Consider the following 18,647-nt stretch of genomic DNA (forward strand, 5'->3'; position numbering starts at 1 on the left):
ATGAGGAGAGGGCGTGAAGATCGGTGCGCGCGCCGTGGCGTGTGACCTTCGCGCCCGCGGTTCCGGCCTTCGAGGGTCTCCCGCCCCCGAAGACGTGTAGTACACCAAGTGAAGTTTTTGCATCGAATGTGAAGGAGTCGCGTTCGATGCCTTAGATTCTTTCCAGCCAAGTGCCGCTTCCGGCGCGTGTGGCTGGATCTGATTGCTTATCGGGTGGGGGGCCTCCTGATGTCGAACTTCTTCGACACCGTCTGGTCATGGCTGGTGCAAGCCGTCGGCGAGTCGTCCTGGCGGGACGTCATGCCACTGGGCATAGCCGGTCTCTTCGTGTGGGGGCTGTGGCTGTACCGGGCGGTGCTGTCCCGGTTCGCCAGACCCGTGGTGAACGACTACCGCACCACCACCTCGGTCGTGGTGCCCGCCTACCGGGAGGACCCGGACATCCTCCTGGACTGCCTGGACACCTGGCTGGCGCAGAACCCCACGGAGGTGATCATCGTCCCGGACGTGGAGGACCACGAGGTCATCCGCCGGCTGTCGCTGGTGACCGACCCGCGGGTCCGGGTGCTGGCCTTCGAGCACCGCGGCAAGCGCTCGGCGCTGGGCGTGGGCATCCGGGCGGCGAGCGGTGAGGTGGTCGTCCTGGTCGACTCCGACACCCGCTGGGAGCCGGGACTGCTCGACGCGGTGCAGATGCCCTTCGCCGACCCCGAGGTCGGCGGCGTCGGCACCCAGCAGAACGTCTACCAGCGCCGCTCCAGCGTCTGGCGGCGCATCGCCGACTGGCTGGTCAACCTCCGCTACTACGACTACGTCCCGGCCATGGGCCGCGCCGGCGCCGTCGCCTGCCTCTCCGGCCGCACGGCGGCCTACCGGCGGGCGGCGATCACCCCCGTACTGACCAACCTCGAGGACGAGTTCTTCCTCGGCCGCCGGTGCGTCGCGGGTGACGACGGCCGGCTGACCTGGCTGGTGCTGGCCTCCGGATACAAGACGGTCCACCAGTCCTCCGCCCGCGCGGTGTCGATGTTCCCCTCCTCCTTCCGGGCCTTCGTCAAGCAGCGCGTGCGCTGGAGCCGCAACTCCTACCGCTGCTACCTGACCGCCCTGTACAAGGGCTGGCTGTGGCGCGTGCCGCTGGTCACCAAGATCACCGTGCTGCAGATCCTGCTCACCCCCGTCACGATGGGCATGGCCCTCGGCTACCTCCTGCTCAGCCGCCTGGAACTGACGGGACGGGGGGTCGCGCTGGTGCTGATCTGGCTGCTCGTCGGACGCGGCATCCGCGGTTACTCGCACCTGCGCAGGCACCCGCAGGAGGTGCTCCTGCTGCCGCTGCTCGCGCTCGTGGTCGTCATGATCTCGCTCCCGATCAAGCTGTACGCCTTCGTCACCATGAACAAGCAGGGCTGGCTCACCCGCAGCAGCAGCACCATCGGCGGCGAGGGCCAGGACTCCGCGTCGCTCGACGGCGCCACGCCGGCCGCGGCCACGTCCGGTCTGGAGGCCGTCTCCTCATGAACCACCTGAACCACCCGAACCGCCTGGACCACCCGCACCGTTCGAGCCACCCGCACGGCCCGGTACGCGCCCGGTACCTCGGCCCGGTCCTGCGTGCCGCCGCCGCCCTGCCCGTGGCGGCCGCGCTCCTGCTCACCCCGGCCGCCCCCGCCTCGGCCGCCGGCGAGGAGGATCCGACCGGACAGCAGTTCACCGCCGAGGAGTCCGAGACCCAGGCGGCACTGGTCACCGCCGAGGACCACCGGCTCGACCAGGTCCGCGCGGTGTCCGCGGTCGCCCCGCTGAAGGACCCGCGGTACACGAAGCCGTACCGGACCGAGACCGCCGGCGGCTACACCCTCGTCCTGACCCGGCGCAGCAAGCCGTACACCATCGCCGACCTCCTGGAACTCGCCCCGCAGACCTTCGTACGGAAGTCGGACGGGTCGTACCTGCTGACGGAGAACATCTACCTGAACTCCGGGGCCAAGCTGCGGCTGGCCAACCCCGGCGGACTGGACCTGCGCCTGGCCAGCAACCGCCAGGGCTTCGTCTCCATCGTCTCCTTCGGCGGCCGGATCACGATCGACGGTGACGCGCAGGCGCACGTCAGGATCAGCAGCTGGGACCCGCAGAAGGACAAGCCGGACACCGACGTCCGGGACGGGCGCGCCTACATACGCGCCATCGGCGGCCAGTTCTCCATGGAGTACGCCGACGTCTCCGACCTGGGCTTCTGGAGCGGACGCACCGGAGGGCTCAGCCTCACCGGGACCGACCGGCCCAACACCGGCAGCCTCAGCGGCCCGGACGCCGTCACCGACGAGGACGACGGCCGGCTCAGCAGCAGCGGCGTGCTGACCGGTCCGTCGGGCGAACTGACCACCCCGGACAGCCGCTTCTCCACCCCCCAACTGTCGTACGTGTCGGCGGACATCAGCCACTCCACCGTCTCCGGCAACGTGTACGGGCTGTTCGCCTCCGGAGCCACCGGGGTCACCGTCGAGTCCACCACCATCGAGAAGAGCCGGCAGGACGGCCTCGTCCTGCACCGCTTCGTCGTCAACGCGATCGTGGAGAAGACCACGTCGCGGCAGAACGGCGGTGACGGCTTCGTCATGGCGCGTGCCACCCAGCAGGTCCGGGTGACCGGTTCCAAGTCGGTGGGCAACGGCGGCAACGGCTTCACCGTCAGCGGCCAGCCGCTGGCCCACGGCCCCTCCGCCTCCGGCCAGTCCGTCAGCAGCTACGGCTCCAACTCCGTCTCCAGCAGCACCGCCGAGGACAACGGCCACTACGGCATCGAGGTCGTCGGCGGCACGGACGTCGGCGTGCAGGACAACACCGTGGACGGCGGCGACATGGGCATCGTGGTCCGCAAGGACGCCGACAAGGTCGCCGTCACCGGCAACCGGCTGATCGGCCAGTCCCGGCAGGGCATCTCGGTGCGCGACGGCGTGACGGGCGCCAAGATCACCGGCAACATCGTCGAGAAGGCCGACACCGCCGTCTACGTCCGCGACTCGGTCGCCGAGGTGCGGGGCAACACCGTCGAGGACGCCGGCAACCACGGCATCTCCCTGGTCGGCGGCATCGACGGCTCCACGGTCTCGTACAACGTGATCGCCGGTGTCGGCCCCAGCGCCCTCGACACCACCCGCGCCCACGGCGACCTCACCGTCAAGGAGAACCAGACCTTCGCCTGGTACGACACCAGCTCGTTCTGGGTGAAATTCCGCCACTACGCCAGTCCGATGACCCTCTTGTGGACGGGCATCCTGCTGCTCATCCTGTTCTCCGCGGCCCTGGGCCGGCGCGGACGCCGCAGGCGCGGCACGCTCGGCACCCACCCCTACCTGGACAAGGAGCCGCTGCCCAAGCACAACGTGCGCGAGATCGTCCCCGCGGAAGCGGAAGCGGAACAGGAGCGGGTACCGGTGATGTCCAAGTGAACGCGGGAAACCGTGCGGTGTGGCTCGCCGGCGCGGCCCTCGCGGTCGCGGTCGTGGCCCTGATCGTGGCCCTGACCGCCGCCGCGGGCGAGGACCCCCCGCCCGCGGCGGCCGGCGCCTCGGCCGGCGCGGCCCCGGACCCGGCCCCGACCGCCGGGAACGACGACCCCGAGGAGCCGCCCGCGCCCGCCACCGGGCCGATCGCCACCGAGGGCCCGGCCACACCGCGGACCACGCCGCGGGCCACCGGCTCGGCCACGGCCTCCGCCGACGCGGTCACCTGCCCCGCGGCCACCGTCGAGGTCGCCGACGCCGCATCGCTGGAGGACGCCCTCGACAACGCCATGCCCGGTGACGTCATCCACCTCGCCGACGGCCGCTACGAGGACAAGTTCACCGCCGAGACCGCGGGCACCGCCGACCGGCCGATCTGGGTCTGCGGCGGCCCCGGCGCGGTGATCGACGCCGGTGACGTCGAGGGGGGTTACGCCTTCCACCTCGACGGCGCCGACCACTGGCGGCTGGTCGGCTTCACCGTGCGCAACGGCCAGAAGGGCGTGATGGCGGACGAGGTCGAGCACGCCGTCATCCAGGGCCTGACGGTGGAACACATCGGTGACGAGGCCATCCACCTGCGCAACTTCAGCTCGGACAACGTCGTACGCGACAACACCATCCGCGACACCGGGCTGCGCAAGCCGAAGTTCGGCGAAGGCGTGTACATCGGCACCGCCGAGTCCAACTGGTGCACGGTCACCCGCTGCAAGCCCGACCACAGCGACCGCAACGTCGTGAGCGGCAACCACATCAGCGCCGTCACGGGGGAGGCGGTCGACATCAAGGAAGGCACCACCGGCGGCGTCGTCACCCGCAACACCTTCGACGGCTCCGGCCAGTCCGGGTCGCACAACGACTCGTGGGTCGACGTGAAGGGCAACGGCTGGACGATCTCCTTCAACACCGGCCGCCACAGCAGCGAGGACGGGTTCCAGACGCACGAGATCCTCGACGGCTGGGGCAAGGACAACACCTTCAAGGGCAACACCGCCCACGTGAACGGCCCCGGCTACGGCTTCCACTTCACGCCCGACGTCAACGGCAACAAGGTGACCTGCGACAACAAGGTCACGGGCGCGGGGGAAGGCCTCGCGAACACCGACTGCGCCGCCTGACGCCCCGCCCCTTCCTTCCCTCTTCTCTCTTCTCCCTCCGGCCCGTCACGCAGGGCCCGCCGTAAGGCGGGCCGCTGCGGCGGCCCGCCCTGCCCGGAAACAGCCGGGAGCACCGAAAACCCCCGTCCCCACTCGGACACGCCTGGAGATGATCATGGACGCCACCACCCTTCCGGAGGACACCGCCGGTCCGAGCGCCGACGCCGCCACCGGGGCCGCTCCCCGGCTCACCGTCATCGGCACCGGCTACCTCGGGGCCACCCACGCCATCTGCATGGCCGCCCTCGGATTCGACGTCCTGGGCGTGGACGTGGACCCGGTCAAGATCGAGCGGCTCGGCGCGGGCGAGGTCCCCTTCTTCGAGCCCGGCCTGCCCGAACTGCTGGCCAAGACGATGGACTCGGGACGCCTGCGGTTCACCACCTCCTTCGAGGAGGCCGCGGAGTTCGGCGACGTCCACTTCATCTGCGTGGGCACCCCCCAGCAGCAGGGCTCCGACGCCGCCGACCTGAGCTACGTCGACGCGGCGGTCACCGAGCTCGCCCGGCACCTGCGCCGGCGCGCCCTGGTGGTCGGCAAGTCCACCGTGCCGGTGGGCACCGCGGCCCGGCTGACCGAGCTGGTGCGGCGCCTGGCCCCGGCGGGCGAGGAGGTGGAACTCGCCTGGAACCCGGAGTTCCTGCGCGAGGGTTACGCCGTGGACGACACCCTGCGCCCGGACCGGCTGGTCTTCGGCACCGCCTCCGCCTGGGCCGAGGAGCGGCTGCGCGCCGCCTTCGCCCCGGTCATCGACCGGGGCACCCCGGTGGTCGTCACCGACCTGACCACGGCCGAACTGGTCAAGGTCGCCGCCAACTCCTTCCTGGCCACGAAGATCTCGTACATCAACGCCATGGCCGAGGTCTGCGAGGCCACCGGCGGTGACGTCACCGGCCTCGCCGAGGCCCTGGCGTACGACGACCGGATCGGCGGCCGCTTCCTCAAGCCCGGTCTCGGCTTCGGCGGCGGCTGCCTGCCCAAGGACATCCGGGCCTTCGCGCACCGCGCCGAGGAGCTGGGGGTCGGTCAGGCCGTCGGCTTCCTGCGCGAGGTGGACGACATCAACAAGCGCCGCCGCGCCCGTACCGTCGACCTCGTCCGCGAACTCGCCGGCGGCGACCTTACTGGGGTCCGGGTGACCGCCCTCGGCGCCGCCTTCAAGCCCAACTCCGACGACATCCGCGACGCCCCGGCCCTCGACGTGGCGAGCACCCTGCACCGGCTCGGCGCCCGCGTCACCGTCGTCGACCCGGCCGCCACCGAGAACGCCCGGCGCAGCCATCCGCAGCTCGACTACGGCACCGACGCGATCTCGGCCGCCGCCGACGCCGACGTCGTCGTGCTGCTCACCGAGTGGAACGAGTTCCGCCAGATCGCCCCGGAGGCCATGGGCGCCGTGGTGAACCACCGCCGCATCGTCGACGGGCGCCACGCCCTCGACCCCGCCCGGTGGCGTGCCGCCGGCTGGGAGTACCGGGCCCTCGGCCGCCCGTGACGAGGCGGTGCGGGAGGACGGGACCGGTCGCCCGGGCGGCCGGCCCCGGGCTCAGCGCACCGGGAAGCCGAAGGAGTAGCCCTGCTCCTCGAGCCAGGGCAGGACGCGGCCCAGGGCTTCGACGGTCTGGGCGCGGTCGCCTCCCGCGTCGTGGAAGAGGACCGTCGGCCCGTTGGAGATCTCCCGCTGGACGGTGGCGACGATGGCGTCGGCGCCCGGCTGCTCGAAGTCCTTGGTGTCCACGTTCCAGCCCAGCGGGCGCATGCCCCGGGAGGCGGCCAGCTCACGGCTGTAGGGGGTGAAGGCTCCGCCGGGCGCCCGGTAGTACATCGACCGTACGCCCCCCGACGCCTCGATGATCATGCGTTCGGCGTCGAGGATCTCCTTCTTCTGGTAGGTCTCGGGCTTCTTGTCCATCGTGACGTCGTGCGACACCGTGTGGTTGCACAGCCGGTGCCCGGCCGCGACGATTTCCTTCACGAGGTCGGGGTGGGCCTGCGCCTGGATCCCCGTCACGCAGAAGGTGGCCTTCACCCCGTACTCCTCCAGCAGGTCGAGCACTTGGGGGGTCCACGCCGGGTCGGGACCGTCGTCGATGGTGATGTTGACGCCGCGCGCCCCCTGGTCCGAGGCGTGCACGATGCTCACGTCGACCGGCTTGACGTCACCGCCCGGCTTGGCGGACGCGCTCGCCTTCGGCGACGGGGCGCCCACCACGCCGGCCTGCGCGGTCCACACCGAGGCGCCGACGGCCAGCACCGTCACCCCGAGCGCCGCCCCGACCAGCTTGCCGTACCAGCCGCGCCCGCCACCGTGCCGTGCCATGTCCGCCCCGCCCTCACGTAGTCGCCGTCGTTCCCCGGTCACCCCGGCCGCCTGACAAGACGGGCGACGGTGTCCAGGGGATGCGTCCGTTACCGATCACGGACAAAGCCGCAGGAGTTCGCGGACAACTCGACGGCCGGTGGGCCCGGGAGGCGCCCGGACCGGGCCGGTCCGGATCCGCCACGCGTGCGCGGCCACGGCCCCGGTGCCGTCGGCGAGGACGCCGGGCGTGCGGTGGTGGGCGACGAGGCCGGGTGGTTGGGCGGACCGGTGCAGGGGTGTCGGCGGGTTTCGGTGGGCGACCGGGCGGGGGGTCGGCGCAGGACCGCCGGCGGGCGCGACGGTGCCCGGCGGGCCGTGGCTCCGTGCCGGGCGGTGTCCCGCGTCGTGGTGCAAGGGATCGAGCGTTACGCATTCCGGTACGAGGCCCCTGACGATCTCGGAGAGGCCGCGGTCCACGAGGTGCCCCGCTGAGGCGAGTCGAGCACCCGGTCCGACGGAGCCACCGTCCCCGGCCCGCGGATTCCGGCGTCCTGATCCGCCGCACCACCCGGCGGGGCGCCATCCCGTGTCGCGGGGGTCCAGCGGTTCACCTGGTACGGGTGGGTGGCGGTGCCGGTCGTGCGGTGGTCGCGCGGCTGTGTGGGGGAGGCGGGCGGCTCGGCGGAAAAAGCGCCGTTCCGGTGCCCTCCTCGTCCCGGCCGGCCGACCGGGACACCACCATCGAGACACCGGGATTTCCGTACCCCCTCAGTGAATTATCGATTCGGCTCCGTTTCCCTTTCCCCATCCGTCCCGGCCGGATCTGCCGCCCGGAAAGAAATGTTCGAGCAAGTCGAATTCACGTCAGACGGTGCGACCGGTGCTTTTTGGACTTTGTCTTCCGGGGAAATCGGGAAACCGTTTCTCCATCTCTACGATCGCAAGCTATGACCGACATTCCACGGGAAAACTCCGCCACCCGTGCGCGCTGGCAGACCTGTCTCCGACTTGCCCGCGAACTCCTCCTCGTCGGCCCGGACGGCGAGGACCTCAAGCTCGACTACCTCCACACCCTGATCGACACGGGCGACCTCGGCCCCACCCGTCACCCGCGCAAGCGGATCCTGATCGTCGGCGCCGGCGTCACCGGCCTGGTCGCCGCCCGCCTGCTCAAGGGCGCCGGCCACGACGTCACCGTCCTCGAGGCCAACACCGGCCGCGTCGGCGGACGCGTCAAGACCTTCCGCACCACCGGGCACGACCAGCCCTTCACCGACCCCGCCCAGTACGCCGAGGCGGGCGCCATGCGGCTGCCCGACTTCCACCCGCTCGTCCTCGCCCTCGTCGACACACTCGGTCTCGGCCGCCGCCAGTTCTACAACGTGGACGTGGACCCCTCCACCGGCAGCGGCCCCGACGTCCCCGTCCCCCCGGTCACGTACACCTCCTTCACCGGCCGGACCTGGACCCACGGCGACGACAGCCCCGACTTCCGCGAACCCGACAAGCTCGGCAACTCCTGGATCCGCGCCAACCGCGTCCAGGTGCGGCGGTCCGACTACGCCACCGCCCCCGAACGGATCAACGAGGAATTCCACCTCACCGACGACGAGGTCCGCGCCCCCGTCGTGAAAATGGTCGACGACGCGCTGGAGAGCGTCCGCGACTATTACTCCGACGTCGTCGACGGAAAACGCGTCAACAAACCCTTCGACGAGTGGATAGAGGGCTGGGCCCGCGTCATCCGCGACTTCGACGGCTACTCGATGGGCGGCTTCCTGCGCGACCACGCCGGACTCAGCGACGAGGCGGTCGAGGCCGTCGGAACGCTGGAGAACATGTCCTCCCGGCTGCACCTCTCCTTCTTCCACAGCTTCCTCAGCCGCAGCGACATCAACCCGGGCGTCCGCTACTGGGAGATCCCGGGCGGCAGTTGGCGCCTGCCGGACGCCCTCCACCAGGGCCTGCTCGACGAGGTGCGGCTCGGCCACCGCATGATCCGCCTCGAATACCACGACCCCGGCCGCGACGCCGACCCCGAGGGCACCGGCGCCGTCGGCCCCGACGGCTGGGGCGTGGCCGTGCAGACCGTCGCCGAGGACGACCCCCAGGCACCGCCGCGGCTGTGGACCGCGGACCTGGCGATCGTCACCGTCCCGTTCTCCGCGCTGCGCTTCGTGGAGATCGTCCCCTCGATGTCGTACAAGAAGCGCCGCGCGATCATCGAGACGCACTACGACCAGGCCACCAAGGTGCTGCTGGAGTTCAGCCACCGGTGGTGGGAGTTCACCGAGGACGACTGGCGCGACGAACTGGAGGACATCGCGCCGGGCCTGTACGCGTACTACCGGCACGGCGCCGACGCGGACACCGCGCCCCGCGTCACCCTCCCCGATCCGGCCGCCGGCCTGCTCGGCGCCGCGGTCAAGGACAACGGCGTCACCGAGGAGATGCGGCGGATCGACAGCGGCCTGCCGCTGCGCGGCCCCGCCGTCCGCCCCGCCACCCACTGCTTCGGCGGGGGCTCCGCCGCCGACAACCCCAACCGGTTCATGTACTACCCGTCGCACCGGGTCGAGGGCAGCAACGGCGGTGTCGTCCTCGCCTCGTACTGCTGGTCCGACGACGCCGCCCGCTGGGACTCCATGCCCGACACCGAGCGCTACGTCTACGCCCTGCGCAACCTCCAGGCCCTGCACGGCCGTCGCATCGAGGTGTTCTTCACCGGCCGGGGCGCCACCCAGTCCTGGGCCCGCGACCCGTACGCCTTCGGCGAGGCCGCCATCTACACCGCCCACCAGATGACCAGCTTCCACCTGGACGTCTCCCGGCCCGAGGGCCCCGTGCACTTCGCCGGGGAGCACACCTCCCTCAAGCACGCCTGGATCGAGGGCGCCCTGGAGAGCGCCGTCCGCGCCGCCGTCGCCGTCCACCGGGCCGCGCCGGTCACCGTCCCGGGCCCGGACCGGGAGGAGCACGCCTCATGACCTCGGTCGACCCCGGGTGCACCGTCGCCCGCTACCTCGCCCTGCGCCTGGCCGAACTGGGCGTCACCCACCTCTTCGGCGTCCCCGGCAACCACCTCGGTCCGTTCCTGACCGCCCTGCGCGCCGAGGGCGACATCGAGTGGGTCGGCACCCCCACCGAGGGCGGCGCCGGACAGGCCGCCGACGCCTACGCCCGCATCCACGGCATCGGCGCCGCCGCCGTCACCTACAGCGTCGGCGCGTTCAACCTGCTGGGCGCCTGCGGCGGCGCCTACGTCGAGCAGGTCCCGCTCGTCGCCGTCAACGCCTCCCCGCCCCACGAGCAGTGGCAGAACCAGCGCGCCCTCGGCCTGCTCACCTCCCACATGAGCCCGCGCACGGAGAGCAACCTGGACGTCTACCGGCAGGTCACCGTGGACGCGCGGGCCCTCTCCCACCCGGGCCTCGCCCCCGGCCAGATCGACGCGGCGCTCACCGCCTGCCTGACCGAACGCCGGCCGGTCTACCTGGAGGTCATGGAGAACCTGTGGGACGAGCCCTGCGCCGCGCCCGAGGCGCCGATCGTCCCCCGCGAACGGCCGCTCGGCACTCACGGCCGCACGATGCTGGACGACGCCGTCCACGCGATCCTCACCCTGATCGAGGAGCACCCAGGGCCGGACGGCAGGCCCCGCCCGATCGTGTGGGCCGGCGAGGAGACCGACCGGTTCCGCCTCGGCGGGCAGCTCACCGACCTGGTGGAGGCCACCGGGGTGCCGTACTGCACCACCGTCGGCGCCAAGGCCGTCCTCGACGAGGACCAGCCGCAGTTCCACGGCGTCTACAACGGCCACGCCAGCCACCCGGACGTGCACCGGGTCTTCAAGGAGTGGGCCACCTGCCGGATCGGGCTCGGCGCCTGGTCCACGTCGAAGAACCTCGGCGGCGAGCAGTGCGTCGGCACCGACTGGGTGATGGCCGCGCACGGCGGCGTCAGCGTCGGCACCTCCTACTTCCCCGACGTCCGGCTCGCCCACCTGCTGCCCGCCCTCCAGGACGCGCTGGTCAAGGCCTACGGCTCCGGCGGACTGACCGCCGACTACTACGCCGAGGCCCACGCCCACGCGGATGCCCACGCCCGCGCCCGCCACGGAACGCCCGGGCACCACCCCGCCACCCTGGAGCACCACCGGGCCGCGCTCAGCGTCCCCGGCTCGCCGTCCCGTCCACCCGAACGCCTCACCTACGACGGCGTGTTCGACCGGATCAACCACTTCCTGGGCGAGGAGACCCGGGAGGACTGGACGGTCGTCTCCGACGCCGCGTTCTCCCTCATCGGCTCGATGAACCTGTCACTGCCCGCGGGCGGGTTCCTGTCCCAGGTCAGCTGGCTGTCCATCGGCTGGTCGGTCGGCGCGGCCACCGGCGCCGCGCTCGCCCCCGAGCGCGCGCCCGCCCGTCCGATGGTGTTCGTCGGCGACGGCGCCTTCCAGGAGACCTGCCAGGAGATCTCCACCCACACCCGGCTCGGGCTGCGGTCGGTGGTGTTCGTCATGGACAACGGGCACTTCTACGGCATCGAGCAGATGCTGGTCCACCCGTCCTACTACGCCGGAGGCGACCACCCGGAGCCGGACTTCTACAACGTCCTCCACCCGTGGCACCACGACCGCCTCGCCGCCGTCTTCGCCGGCGAGGACACCCCGGCGCACGGGGTCCAGGTCGCGGACACCTCCGAACTGGACGCCCTGCTGACCCGCCTCACCGACCCCGCCGACCCGGTCAACGCCGGACCGCTGCTGGTCCGCGTCCGCCTGCACCGCCACGACTACCCGCGGGCGATGGCGTACAAGGTGCCGAAGCCCGGCACGACCGCCTGACGGGCCGCCCGGCCCGCCAGGGAGCAGAGGACACGACCCGTATCCGAAAGGGACAGGACATGGCTGAACTCAACGTGCTGATCGCGTTCGACGCGGCCACGATCGTCGAACGCAACCCCGGTGCGTCGCGGAACCCCGACGCACCGACCTACGTCGACCAGAGCCTGATCTACATGACGACGCGCCAGGACCACATCATCGGCACGTCGGGCGCCGAGCTGAACCTCCGGGCCGAGCCCGGGGACAGCGTCAAGTGGCGGGAGACGACGCTGTCGCTCGGCAGCGACTACAAGGCACTCCTGTACCGGTACGTGAGCAGCGACAACGACCACGTGCTCATCAGGACCCCGGAGATCGAGGTCGTCGACGGCGTCTACCCGATGCCGCAGGAGGGGAGCGAGGGCACGCCGGCGTTCACGACCCAGGAGTACGAGGACCACTACTGGCGGACGACGGTCAAGCGGACCGGCAAGGTCGTCTACCACTTCTACTTCCAGATCCTCGACCGCCACCGCAACCTGCGGGGGTACTTCCAGTGGGACCCCTTCATCACCATCGAGCGCCCTTGAGGACCTGACGTCCCCCGGACGCCGGGGCGGTGGCCGACGTCGAGCGGAAGCCGTCCCGCCCCGGCGGTCACCGGTCACCGGGCGGGCCGTTGCCCGGCCCGCCCGGCCTCCCCGCGGGGCGCGGTCACGAGCGCAGGGCGTCGACCGGTTCCATGCGGGAGGCCCGCAGTGACGGGTAGAGGCCGGCGAGGAGTCCCACCAGGGCTCCGGCGACCGGGGCCCCGAGGGCGAGGCGGACGTCCAGGACCGGTGTCCACTCCTTGACGGCGGAGACGGTCACCACGACGACCATGCCCAGGGCGGCGCCCACGACACCGCCGAGGAGCCCGATCGTCGTCGACTCCACCAGGAACTGGCCGGCGACCTGACGCCGTGAGGCCCCGAGCGCGCGGCGCAGTCCTATCTCCCCGATCCGCTCGATGACCGTCACCAGCGTCACGTTGGCGATGCCGATGGCTCCGACCACCAGCGAGACCAGTCCGAGGACCAGGAACAGGCCGTTGACGTCCCCCTGCACCCCCTTGCGGGCCTTGGCCGGATCGGCCGGTGCCGTCACGGTCAGGGAGGCCTCGGCTCCGGGGGCCAGCGCGATCGGCGCCTGGCGGGCGACCTGGCCGGCCGCGCCGAGCGCGGTGTTGACCAGTACCCGGGTCACGGTCCCCAGCCCCATCCGGTCCGCGGCCGTCGTGGGCGGCAGGATCACCGCGGTGGCGAGCTGCTGCTCCCGCTCCACTCCGCCGAGTATCCCGATCACCGTGTACGCCTGGCCCTTCAGGAAGACCGCGGGGGAGTCCTCGACCGAGTCGATGCCGAGGAGCCGCGCCGCCTGGTCGCCGAGTACCGCCACCCGGTCGTGCCGGGCGATGTCCCCGTCGTCGAGGAAGCGGCCGGCGGTCATCCCGCCCCGGACCGCGGCCGGCAGCGCGGGGGACGCGGCGACGACGGCCATGGTCTGCCCGCCGGTCTCGCCGGGAGCGGTCACGTGGTGGGCGCGCACCTCGACGCCCGCGGTCTCCCGGGAGTCGGCGATCGCCGCCACCGACTCGACCCCGGCCAGCCGGCGCACCGCGTCGACCCCCGACCAGTCCACGAGCGGACCGGAGCCGGCCGGGGCCACGGAGGGCACCCGCACCGTGACCGAGGTGGCGGTCAGGGCGTCGAACCGGCCCACGATCTGGTTGCCGGCCGTGGACGAGACCCCGATGGTGATGACCAGGGTGGTGATGCCCAGGACGGTGCCCAGCGTGGTCAGGGCGGAGCGCATCGGGCGGGCGAGCACCCCCGCCAGCGCTTCGGACCACAGGTCCCTGAAGTCCATCCAGGGACGCTCGACGCTCCTCCCGGCCCGCGCGGTGCCCGCGGTCCGTGCTCTTCCCCAGGTCCGCGCTCCTCTCCAGGCCCGTGCCGTGCTCGCGGGAGCCGCGGTGCGCGGGACGCGTGTCCGGGACCTCATCGGTGCTCCTCGGTGAGCCGTCCGTCGCTGATCCTCACCCGCCTGTGGGCCCGCCCGCTGACCGCCTCCTCGTGCGTGATCACCACCAGGGTCATGCCCTGCTCGCCGAGCCGGCCGAAGAGGTCCAGCACCGACTCGGTGTTCTCGCTGTCGAGGTTGCCGGTGGGTTCGTCGCAGAGCAGCAGGGCGGGGTCGCTCATCAGCGCCCGGGCGATCGCCACCCGCTGCCTCTCACCGCCGGAGAGCCGGTCCGGCCGGAAGCCGGCCCGGTGCGCCAGGCCCACCCGTCGCAGTGCCTGCCCGGCCCTGGTACGGCGGTCGGCCCGGCCGCGCCCCGGGCGCGGCCTGCGGTAGGCCTCGGCCAGCATGACGTTCTCCTCCACGGTCCGGTACGGCAGCAGGTGGAAGGACTGGAAGACGAACCCGATCCGGCTGCCGCGCAACGCGGTGCGCTCCAGGTCGCCGAGTGCGTTGGTCTCCACCCCGTCGAGCCGGTAGGTGCCCGAGGTGGGGCGGTCCAGCAGCCCCAGGGTGTTGAGCAGCGTCGACTTGCCGGAACCGGACGGGCCGACGACCGACAGGTGCTCGCCGCACCGAACCGTCAGGTTCACCTCGCGCAGGGCGTGCACCGGTGGTACGGAGTCGAAGGTCCGGCCCACGTCGGTCAGTTGGATGACCGTGTCCGCGAGCGGCGCACTTGTCATCGGTGGGCCGCTCATCGTCCGACCACCACCTGGTCGCCGGGGGCCAGGGCGGCACCGGACGCCGGGGTGACCTCCACCCGGCCGTCCGCGGAGAGCCCGGTCTCGACGGCGACGTCCACCGTTTCGCCGCCGCGCACGACCTCCACCCGGGCCTTCCCGCCGGCGGACGTGTGCAGCGCGGCGAGGGGCACCGTCAGCACCTCGCCCTCCGACGAGCCCACCTCGATGGTGACCTTCGCGGATTCGGCGGCGTTCTCGGCGAGCGTCCCCGCCGGCACGGAGATCTGCACCGGTACGGGAGCCGAGGCGCCGCCGCTCCCGCCGTCCGAGGTCCCCTGTTCCCCGTCGGCGTCGGCCGGATCGTCCTTCGGCACGTCGTCGCCGAGTGCCACCACTTCACCGTCCACCTTCGTGCCGTCGGTGGTCTCCACCCGGGCCCGCATGCCCTTGTGGAGCAACTCGGCGTCGTCGGCCGGGACCACGGCCCGCACCACGACCTTGGAGCTGGTCACCGTGGCGACCGGTCCGGAGGGGGTGTCCCCCGTCTTCACGGACACCTTGTCGAGCCGGGCCGGCAGTTCCGGCAGGAAGACCATCTCACCGGCGGGGACCTTGGTCCCGTAACCGGCCCGGAAGGCGGAGAGCGCGGCGTTGGCCGCGTCCAGCTGCTGCCGCGCCGACTTGAGTTCCAGCTCGGCGGCGTCCCCGCCGGTGCCCGACCCGTCCCCGGCGCCCGACCCGCCTCCGGAGCCGCCGCCGGACTGTCCGGAGCCGCTGCCGGATTCCCCGGACCCGCCGCCGGGCTCCCCGGAGCCACCGGTTCCCCCCGACCCGCCGCCCGGATCCTGCGCCGCGAGGAGGGCCTGCTGCGCGGTGGTCACCGCCGCTTCGAGCGTCCCCAGCCGCTGCTTGTCGGCGACGGTGGGCTCCATGGCGCGGTAGCCCTTGCTCTCGTACCAGCGGCTCACCGCCGCGGCGTCCGACTGCCCGTACGTCCCGTCCGCCGCACCGGGGCCGAAGCCCAGCCGGGCCAGCGCCCGCTGGAGCTGCTCGACGTCGTCCCCCGAGGCGCCGGGCCCCAGCGTCCGGTACATCGGCACGGTGCCCCGCAGCACCAGCACCGGCCGCCCGCTCACCTGCATCAGCACATCGCCCTCCTTCACCTCCGCCCCGGCCACCGGCGCCCTGGTGACCCGCTGGGCGACGCCCTCGCCGTCCCCCGCGCCGCCGGACCCGGAGTCCGGGGAGCCGACGGGCCCGGCCAGGGTCACGCCCCGCGGCGAGGCGAACTCCACCGAGCCCTGGGCCACCACGCTCGCGGTGAGCGAGCGCCGCTCGACCGCGACGGTGACGGGACCGGCCTGGGGCGGCCGGTGCGAGGCGGCGGCGTCCGCGGGCGACTGCATCCGCGATCCGGCGAACCAGCCGCCCGCCCCGACCAGCGCCACCGCGGCGACGACGATCGTCAGCTGTCCGGAACGGGTGCCGGTCAGCCTGCGGAGCCGTCCGGGACGGTCGCCGGCCGGCTCGGGGCGCCACCTCACCCGGCACCGCCACCGCTGGTCGGGGCCTTCAGGAACTTCGGGAAGTAGGCGGCCCGGAACTCCTTGCCGCACTCCAGGTCCCGCATCGCCAGCTCGATGTCCTTGGTGAGCAGCGGGAGGGCCTCCTCCTTGCTCAGGGACTCCTGGGTGTTCCCGTCCTCGTCGACGCCGGGGACGACACCGGCGCCGGCCGAGGCGGAGCCGAGCGCCTGGAGCTTGACCATCTCCCCGATGCCGGTCGGCTGCGTGGTCGTGACGGGGATGCCCTCCTTCTTCAGGCACGAGGCGTACGACTGCGCCAGCGCGACCAGCTTCGGATCACCGTTGAGGACCTGTGCGTTGGCCTGGTTCCGGTTCTCGGTGGAGGTGCTCCGCTCCTGGGCCGACGCGGAGCCGTAGACCTCCTTGTCGGCCTCGCCCTGACAGCCGGTCCAGTTCTTCCCGCCGGACTTCGGGTCGGGGGGAGCGCCCAACGCCTTGTCGTACGCGGTCTTCTGCGCGGGAGTGAGCGTGGCCACGTAGTCCGCGTTGGGCGCCGAACCCTCCTCGGCGGCCGAGCCGCCCGACGCCGCGGCGTCACCGGGGTGGACGATGCCCGCGTAGACGCCGAAACCGTACTTCTGCCGGTACTTCTTCGTCAGCGCGTAGTCCGCCCCGTCGGTGGCCCAGGAGGCGGTGGGATCCTCGGGGGCCACGGGGGTGTAGGTGAACCCCTGCTTCCTCATGCAGGCCGCGATCGCGTTCTCCAGGAGGTACCGCTTCTTGAGGTCGGCGTTCGCGTCGGCGGGGATGTCGAGCTGTCCCGACGATCCGGCCGTGGTCTTCTCACCGTCCGACGCGTGGGACGCCGAGCCGGTGCCGGCGTCAGTGCCGGTACCGGTGCCACAGGCCGCCAGCAGCGGCAGCAGACCGACCGCCGTCGGGGCGGCCAGTCTCCGGACAGTGCGGGATCGAGTCATCTGCTTTCATCCGATCGGGAGGGGGGAGAGAGGGGGGAGTTCCGCCTGCGGACGCAGGAGGACGCGGAGTTCACAGTGGCGCCGGCAGTTCATGGCGCCGGGGCCGGTACATGACCGGGTTGTAACGGCCGTCCGCCGTGCCGGTCGGCTCGGGGACCGGCGCCCCCGCAGGTCACGTGCCCGTGGCCGGGGAAGTGCCCCCTCTCGTGGTCGATGATCAGTGCCCGGTGGTCGTGGATCGGCCCGTCGAAGGCGGGTGAGCCCTTGACCCGGCGCTCGAGGTTCACCACCACCCCGCCGGGGACCTCGCGGTTGTCCTCGCCGCCGGTGTCCTGCTGGATGCCCGCCCGGCACAGGGCGTCCGCCGTCCCGGCGTCGCGGTCCTTACGCCCCCGGACGCCGGGGCGACGCCGGGGCGGTGGCCGACGCCGAGCGGAAGCCGTCCCGCCCCGGCGGTCACCGGTCCCCGGTGCGGTCCCCGGGCGGGCCGGTGTCGGCCGCCGACGGCGCGTCCTCGTGACCGGCGGGCGGGGGACGCAGCAGGCTGAGCGCGACGGAGACGCTCAGGACGACGGCGATGACGGCGAGGCTGAGCGGGGAGGGGATCTCGGGCACGGCGGGGCTGATGATCTCGTGGGACGCCTGGAGGACGAGCTTGACGCCGATGAAGGCGAGGATGAGCGCCAGGCCCTTGCTCAGGTACCGGAACCGGTCCAGCAGGCCGGCGAGCAGGAAGTAGAGGGCGCGCAGGCCCAGGATGGCGAAGGCGTTGCTGGTGTAGACGACGAAGGTGTCACTGCTGACGGCCAGGACGGCGGGCACGCTGTCGACGGCGAAGACGAGGTCGGCGGCCTCGATCGCGACGACGACGGCGAGCAGCGGGGTGGCGACGCGTCGGCCGGCCTCCTTGACGAAGAAGCGGGCACCGGCGTAGTCGTCCCGTACGGGGACGACCTTGCGGAGCAGGCGTACGGCGATGCTCCTGCCGGGGTCGAAGGTGTCCTCCTCCTCTTTGAGGATCTTGTAGGTGCTGTAGAAGAGGACGGCGGCGAAGGCGAACAGGACGGCGGTGAAGCGGCTGACCACGGCGACGCCTGCGGCGAGGAAGACGCCCCGGAAGACCAGGGCGCCGAGGACGCCGAGGAACAGGACGTGGTGCTGGTAGGCGCGCGGGACGCGGAAGTAGCCGAAGATCAGCGCGAAGACGAAGAGGTTGTCGACCGAGAGGCTCTTCTCCAGCAGCCACGCGGTGGTGTACTCCACTCCGGCGGTCGTCCCGACCACCAGGAAGACCAGGGCGCCGAAGGTGACCGCCAGTCCCACCCAGACCCCGCTCCAGGCGGCGGCCTCCCGGAACCCGATGACGTGGGCCTGCCGGTGCGCGAGCAGATCGACCGCCAGGGACGCCAGTACGGTGACGGCGAAGACCATCCACAGCCACAGCGGAACGTCGTGCACGGGCCCGGCCCTTCAGGCGTGGTCGACCGGCGGTCTCCCTTCGAGTCTGGTGCATGCGGCGGCGGGTGTCTCCTCGGCGTACCCCGGCCGGGCTCCGGCCCGGCCAGGGCGGCCGGCCCCGCCCTGCCTGCACCTCCTCGTCGGGCCGG

14 protein-coding genes are annotated in these 18,647 nt (G+C 72.3%); 7 read left to right on the forward strand and 7 right to left on the reverse strand.

The window, feature by feature from the left end; all coding sequences use genetic code 11:
* Positions 1 to 228: 228 nt before the first annotated feature.
* The 4 genes from ACH5AO_RS18905 (at position 229) to ACH5AO_RS18920 (ending at position 6,158) form a co-directional block, all read left to right on the forward strand.
* Positions 229 to 1,521: a glycosyltransferase family 2 protein gene (locus ACH5AO_RS18905; protein WP_398925976.1), complete on the forward strand. Its 1,293-nt coding sequence runs from the start codon at positions 229 to 231 to the stop codon at positions 1,519 to 1,521.
* Positions 1,518 to 3,452 (forward strand): right-handed parallel beta-helix repeat-containing protein, encoded by a 1,935-nt coding sequence (locus tag ACH5AO_RS18910; RefSeq protein WP_398925978.1) that lies wholly within the window; start codon positions 1,518 to 1,520, stop codon positions 3,450 to 3,452. Before ACH5AO_RS18905 ends, ACH5AO_RS18910 begins: the two co-directional genes overlap by 4 nt.
* Positions 3,449 to 4,624, forward strand: a complete 1,176-nt coding sequence (locus ACH5AO_RS18915; protein ID WP_398925980.1) for a nitrous oxide reductase family maturation protein NosD — start codon at positions 3,449 to 3,451, stop codon at positions 4,622 to 4,624. The genes ACH5AO_RS18910 and ACH5AO_RS18915 overlap by 4 nt, the downstream gene beginning before the upstream one ends.
* Positions 4,625 to 4,778: 154 nt before the next feature.
* Positions 4,779 to 6,158, forward strand: coding sequence for a UDP-glucose dehydrogenase family protein (locus tag ACH5AO_RS18920; RefSeq protein WP_398925982.1), 1,380 nt, complete (start codon positions 4,779 to 4,781; stop codon positions 6,156 to 6,158).
* A gap of 51 nt (positions 6,159 to 6,209) precedes the next feature.
* Here the strand turns inward: ACH5AO_RS18920 and ACH5AO_RS18925 are convergent, their stop codons facing one another.
* Positions 6,210 to 6,983, reverse strand: a complete 774-nt coding sequence (locus tag ACH5AO_RS18925) for a polysaccharide deacetylase family protein (RefSeq protein ID WP_398925984.1) — start codon at positions 6,981 to 6,983, stop codon at positions 6,210 to 6,212.
* Between the two features lie 929 nt (positions 6,984 to 7,912).
* Between ACH5AO_RS18925 and ACH5AO_RS18930 the strand changes: the two genes are divergently transcribed.
* Genes ACH5AO_RS18930 through ACH5AO_RS18940 form a run of 3 tightly spaced genes read left to right on the forward strand, consistent with a single transcriptional unit; the run spans position 7,913 to position 12,380 of the window.
* Positions 7,913 to 9,952 carry a flavin monoamine oxidase family protein gene (locus ACH5AO_RS18930; RefSeq protein ID WP_398925986.1) on the forward strand — a complete coding sequence of 680 codons (2,040 nt, stop codon included), beginning with the start codon at positions 7,913 to 7,915 and terminating at the stop codon, positions 9,950 to 9,952.
* Positions 9,949 to 11,811 carry a thiamine pyrophosphate-binding protein gene (locus ACH5AO_RS18935; RefSeq protein ID WP_398925988.1) on the forward strand — a complete coding sequence of 621 codons (1,863 nt, stop codon included), beginning with the start codon at positions 9,949 to 9,951 and terminating at the stop codon, positions 11,809 to 11,811. Before ACH5AO_RS18930 ends, ACH5AO_RS18935 begins: the two co-directional genes overlap by 4 nt.
* 59 nt (positions 11,812 to 11,870) lie before the next feature.
* A complete protein-coding gene (locus tag ACH5AO_RS18940) occupies positions 11,871 to 12,380 on the forward strand; it encodes an inclusion body family protein (protein WP_398925990.1) in 510 nt (169 codons plus the stop codon).
* Positions 12,381 to 12,504: 124 nt separating this feature from the next.
* Here the strand turns inward: ACH5AO_RS18940 and ACH5AO_RS18945 are convergent, their stop codons facing one another.
* The 6 genes from ACH5AO_RS18945 to ACH5AO_RS18970 all read right to left on the reverse strand — a co-directional run bounded on the left by ACH5AO_RS18945 (position 12,505) and on the right by ACH5AO_RS18970 (position 18,498).
* Positions 12,505 to 13,698 (reverse strand): ABC transporter permease, encoded by a 1,194-nt coding sequence (locus tag ACH5AO_RS18945; RefSeq protein ID WP_398925992.1) that lies wholly within the window; start codon positions 13,696 to 13,698, stop codon positions 12,505 to 12,507.
* A gap of 131 nt (positions 13,699 to 13,829) precedes the next feature.
* Positions 13,830 to 14,537: an ABC transporter ATP-binding protein gene (locus tag ACH5AO_RS18950; protein ID WP_398925994.1), complete on the reverse strand. Its 708-nt coding sequence runs from the start codon at positions 14,535 to 14,537 to the stop codon at positions 13,830 to 13,832.
* Between the two features lie 11 nt (positions 14,538 to 14,548).
* Positions 14,549 to 16,081, reverse strand: a complete 1,533-nt coding sequence (locus ACH5AO_RS18955; RefSeq protein WP_398925996.1) for a peptidoglycan-binding protein — start codon at positions 16,079 to 16,081, stop codon at positions 14,549 to 14,551.
* Positions 16,078 to 17,040 carry a hypothetical protein gene (locus ACH5AO_RS18960; RefSeq protein ID WP_398925998.1) on the reverse strand — a complete coding sequence of 321 codons (963 nt, stop codon included), beginning with the start codon at positions 17,038 to 17,040 and terminating at the stop codon, positions 16,078 to 16,080. The genes ACH5AO_RS18955 and ACH5AO_RS18960 overlap by 4 nt, the downstream gene beginning before the upstream one ends.
* A gap of 89 nt (positions 17,041 to 17,129) precedes the next feature.
* A complete protein-coding gene (locus tag ACH5AO_RS18965) occupies positions 17,130 to 17,396 on the reverse strand; it encodes a DUF3152 domain-containing protein (RefSeq protein ID WP_398926331.1) in 267 nt (88 codons plus the stop codon).
* Between the two features lie 100 nt (positions 17,397 to 17,496).
* The gene (locus ACH5AO_RS18970) at positions 17,497 to 18,498 is read right to left on the reverse strand and encodes a TerC family protein (protein ID WP_398926000.1); all 1,002 of its coding nucleotides are present in this window, start codon (positions 18,496 to 18,498) and stop codon (positions 17,497 to 17,499) included.
* Between the last annotated feature and the right edge of the window lie 149 nt (positions 18,499 to 18,647).

This window comes from Streptomyces sp. NPDC018964 (genome assembly GCF_044390325.1).
In the GTDB taxonomy this organism is placed as follows: Bacteria; Actinomycetota; Actinomycetes; order Streptomycetales; family Streptomycetaceae; genus Streptomyces.